Source organism: bacterium, assembly GCA_021372535.1.
Classification (GTDB): Bacteria; Latescibacterota; Latescibacteria; order Latescibacterales; family Latescibacteraceae; genus JAFGMP01.
This window is the reverse complement of sequence record JAJFUH010000065.1, coordinates 1-4,256: the sequence shown is the minus strand read 5'-3', so window position 1 is coordinate 4,256 and position 4,256 is coordinate 1. Positions and strand designations below refer to the sequence as shown.

Annotated in this window: 5 protein-coding genes; 3 read left to right on the top strand and 2 right to left on the bottom strand. The window is 47.6% G+C overall.

Annotated elements, in window-relative coordinates:
- The first annotated feature begins 425 nt into the window (after positions 1-425).
- The 3 genes from LLG96_06925 to LLG96_06915 all read left to right on the top strand — a co-directional run bounded on the left by LLG96_06925 (position 426) and on the right by LLG96_06915 (position 1,788).
- Positions 426-953, top strand: coding sequence for a hypothetical protein (locus LLG96_06925; protein MCE5249937.1), 528 nt, complete (start codon positions 426-428; stop codon positions 951-953).
- Positions 954-1,162: 209 nt separating this feature from the next.
- A complete protein-coding gene (locus LLG96_06920) occupies positions 1,163-1,453 on the top strand; it encodes a nucleotidyltransferase family protein (GenBank protein MCE5249936.1) in 291 nt (96 codons plus the stop codon).
- Positions 1,450-1,788, top strand: a complete 339-nt coding sequence (locus tag LLG96_06915) for a DUF86 domain-containing protein (GenBank protein MCE5249935.1) — start codon at positions 1,450-1,452, stop codon at positions 1,786-1,788. The genes LLG96_06920 and LLG96_06915 overlap by 4 nt, the downstream gene beginning before the upstream one ends.
- A 477-nt stretch (positions 1,789-2,265) precedes the next feature.
- On the opposite strand, the gene LLG96_06910 is transcribed toward LLG96_06915, so the two are convergent.
- Positions 2,266-3,150 carry a cupin domain-containing protein gene (locus LLG96_06910; GenBank protein ID MCE5249934.1) on the bottom strand — a complete coding sequence of 295 codons (885 nt, stop codon included), beginning with the start codon at positions 3,148-3,150 and terminating at the stop codon, positions 2,266-2,268.
- A gap of 45 nt (positions 3,151-3,195) precedes the next feature.
- Complete coding sequence (locus LLG96_06905; protein ID MCE5249933.1) at positions 3,196-4,071, bottom strand: cupin domain-containing protein; 876 nt, start codon at positions 4,069-4,071, stop codon at positions 3,196-3,198.
- Between the last annotated feature and the right edge of the window lie 185 nt (positions 4,072-4,256).

Genomic DNA, 4,256 nt, shown 5'->3' with positions numbered 1-4,256 from the left:
CGGGCGCTTCCCCTCTCTTGTGGCAAGAGAGGGGGCAGGGGGTGAGTTAGGGTGGAGAAAAGGGGTAACAATCAAATCTAAAACAATCCATATGCCGGTAAATGCCCTGTTTACAGGATATTTCGAACTTTTATAACAATTATAACCGGACACTATTGCAGAAGGGTATTAATTTGGTACTGCTTAGCCCTGATGCATCGAGGGTATTTCCTTCCAAATTTGCTGTTAATGAAGCCCTGCGCTCCCAAATCAAGTTGAAAAAACCAGAGGTATTTTTTCGCAAAAATTGTCATTCTATATCCTTGACAAAATTAGCCAAAATCGTTTATTATGCGTTTATGTAATTACAGTATCACTCGTAACTGACAGATTGATAAATCAATTATTTTAAATTTGAATATAAAGTTAGGCACCTAGAAAGCGTGATGGTAACTTACGTCCTTGATGCCAATATCATCATCAGACTGTGGAATGATGCTTCGTATGTTCTGGACATCATCGAGCGGCACCCAAACTGCGATTATATAGTCACAAATGAGATTCTGTTGGAACTAGTTAACGGAGAAGTTGGGCAGTTCTTTCCTGTGATGGCTCCGAAGTACCAGAAGCTTGTGAAGCACATGTGCAATTCTGACTACGCTGGTGACGGAGGGCGAACAAAAACGCCTTTTTTGGTGAAAGAAATTGATGGTCAGCCGATGGTACTTATTGGGAACCGCATTTCCACAATTGACTTAAGCACCATTATATTCTGCCAGAATAATCCAACGTGCATTTTGGTAACAACTGACAATAAAATGCTTAAGAATGCTGTCTGCGTGCTGGGAAAGGATCACATACTCAATTACGATGAATTCTTGGAGCATCTAATTTCAAGGGGAGTCATTACCCCAGGGCACAATACGCGCATAGAGTCAGGTGCGGCTGGTGATTCCGAAAGCCTTGAAAAGTGACAGGAATTAAAGAAAGTGGAGATGACGGCGGTTAGTTTCAGCCGAGCCGCGCATCCTCAATCCATTATGCCAAAGATTCCGTGAGAACCGATTCAAAATTCAGCGAACTTGTCCGACTCTTGGAAGCGAATGGATTTTTCATAACAGGACAGAAAGGGTCGATTAAATACTAATGATATGCTGAAAGACCAATTATAAAGGAATATAAAATGACAATACAGGAAATCCTACATTCAAAAAGTGATGAAATCCGGCTGATAGCTTCCAGACATGGAGCATTAAACATACGACTCTTTGGCTCCAGTGTCCGGGGGGAAGCAGGTACTGAAAGTGATGTCGACCTACTCATCGATGTCGGTCCGCATACATCTTCGTGGTTCCCTGCGGGTCTCATCATGGAGCTTGAACAACTCCTCGGTCGCAGAGTCGAAATTGTGACGGAGAAAGCACTTAATCCGGATATCCGTGACAGTGTGTTACGGGAGGCTGTACCGATATGAAAGATGATACCGTCTATCTCAAGCACATCAAGGAGTGTATCCATCGTGTCCAGGAGAACATTGCCGGAGGCAGGGATAGATTTATGGCATCACATACACTTCAGGATGCGGTTTTACGGAATCTTCAAACGATGACAGAAGCAACACAACGTCTTTCAGAGGGACTGAAGGCAACTCATCCTGAAATTGAATGGGCTCGTATTGTGGCATTCAGGAATGTACTTGTTCATAACTATCTGGGTGTGGATATGGAGAGGATCTGGGACGTTGTGCAACGAGACATTCCTGTGTTGAAACAGGCTGTCTTGAGTATGTTGGAGGACATTGTTGAGTAATCTTCCTGCATCACGGCAATACCAGACGTTCCAATGGACGCTCTCTTTGCTCGCGAAGCTAACTCGGGTTTATCTGAAAATGTATCGACGGTTTCCTGTGGGGAAGTCCCGGCCATGTGCCTGGAGTCCCTGTACCGCCGTCATTCCCGAATCTTTAATCGGGAATCCATATACAGCCTGCATACATTTTTCATCCTTCGTTGTGACTATTTATAGTCATGAGGGTTATTCATGAAAAAATTTCAACACGAAGACACAGAATAGGGGTAATTCATGAATTACCCCTACAGTATTGCATAGATCAGGTACAAAAACAAATCCGCAAAAATCCGCCCGGTCCGCGTTAATCCGTGTTCTATTGAATCTTGTGAATAGGTCGGGCCAAATTATGCCATCAGGTAAAGCAACAATAAACAGCACCTTAAAAAGGTGAAGTTATTCGGCGATAAAGTGCCTTGTTCTTCTGCCGAAACCATGCTACTTCCTCACCTCATGATCACGGTACCGGGCGAAATAGAACATCTTCACTATCCTGTCTGAAACATTGAAGTTGGCATGCGGTGTTTTGCCATCGGGCGGTATCATGTATGCGGTTCCCGGCGGCTGGAGTCGAATCTGTTTGCCGAGCAGGACATGGATATCGTCGTCTATCGTTACCCAGACTTCCTCTGTTGTGGCATCATGGCTGTGCGGCTGAAAGAATGTCATGGGATCGAACGAGCAGGTCAGCACCGATTCGAGCGTTCCGAGGCCGTCCTTCGCGGTGAAATGCTGTTGGACGATCCCGACCCAGTGGGCGTTTGACGATGACACCGGGAGTGTATTTTCATCCACGACGAGCATGTCTTTGTTCGGACGGAATCCCTCGGGACAGGGCTCCGCGACGAGATACATGGTCAGTGGGGCATCGCCGGTGTTCTTCATGGTGAATTCGAGATTCGCAGGCATGAGCACGGCAACACCGCTGTAAAGCTCCGCGGTTTTCTTACCCGCAGTGACAGTCCCGTTACCGGAGATGATGTAGAAAATCTCCTGTTCGCCGGTGAGCGTTACCGGGGTTGTCGAAGCACGGCTATCGAGCGTCGCGTGAGTGAAGCGGTTCACGTACTTGAGGACAGCCCCTCTCCTTGTTGGCTTCATCGGGTCGCCCCTGGTGAGGACATCACGTTCGATAAGGGAGCCGTGCGTTCGAAAGGGCATCGACTCCTTCCAGTTGCCCATGTAGAGGTCGATATTGGCATCGACCTTCGGGTCGTACGGTTTCGGGTCGAGCTGGCTGTATGATTCAGGATTCTGAGCAAAAACCAGAGAGGAGACAATAAACAGAAATCCCATGAACAGTACATATCGCTTATGTATCATCCGTTTATCCTCCGGGTTATTCTCGACAAACAAGTCATAACGGCTTCATTGCGTTTTATTCACCATGAACCAGAAGAGCTTGATCTGATCATCGGATACGTTGATATTCGAGTGCGGTGTTTTACCGTCGGGAGGAATTTTATAAGCATAACCGGGTGACAGCCGCCGTATTTCCTTGCCCAGATGGACAATAACATCGCCTTTTAACACGAACCAGATCTCTTCCTGACCTTTGCCATGACTGTGGGCTTGGCCGAGTGTCATGGGATCGAACCATACCGGTGACATACCGGCAAGCGTTGCAAGCTCTTTCTGGTGGTAAAATAATGGCCGGGTGATATGGCTCCAGTGAGACTGTGTGGTGCCGACAGGTATGGTGTTCTCGTCTTTTACCAGCATCTCCGGGCTCGGCACGAAACCATCGGGAACCGGTTCGGCAATGATATACATCGCGAGCGGGTCTTCAGCCGTATTTGTCATGCTGAATTCGAGCCCCTCCGGCATGAGAACACCGACACCCTCATGGAGATCGGCTGTTTTCTTTCCGGCCTTGATTGTTCCCTGTCCCGAAACGATGTAAAATATCACCTGCTCGCCCTTGAGCGTTGCAGGCGTTGTGGATTTATGCCTGTCGAGCGTTCCGTACGTAAACCGTCTGACATATTCCAGAACGGCTCCCCTTGTTGCGGGGTGAATCAGATCGCCCTGGCAAGGAGTGAATATATCACGCTCGATTAGCTGGCCGTACGTTTGCCGTGGAACAGACTCTCTCCATGTCGATATGAACATATCGATGTGGGGGTCTGTTTTAGGATCGTACGGTTTCGGGTCGAGCTGGCTGTAATCAACCGTCTGTCCTTTGACCGGATACGCAGCCAGGCAAAGATACACAAGACAAAGAACGGAAATTCGCTTTATCACATGTTCCTCCTGCCGTAATAATTGACACCGCAGTATTTATTTACGGGACCCTCATAAGCCAGAACAGTTTCAGCGGTTCATCGGTCACGTTGATATTCGAATGGGGCGTCGTTCCGTTCGGCGGAATTTTGTAAGCCGTTCCGGGAGAAATCTTCCGGAGGTTTTTGCCCAGCAGGAGATTGACA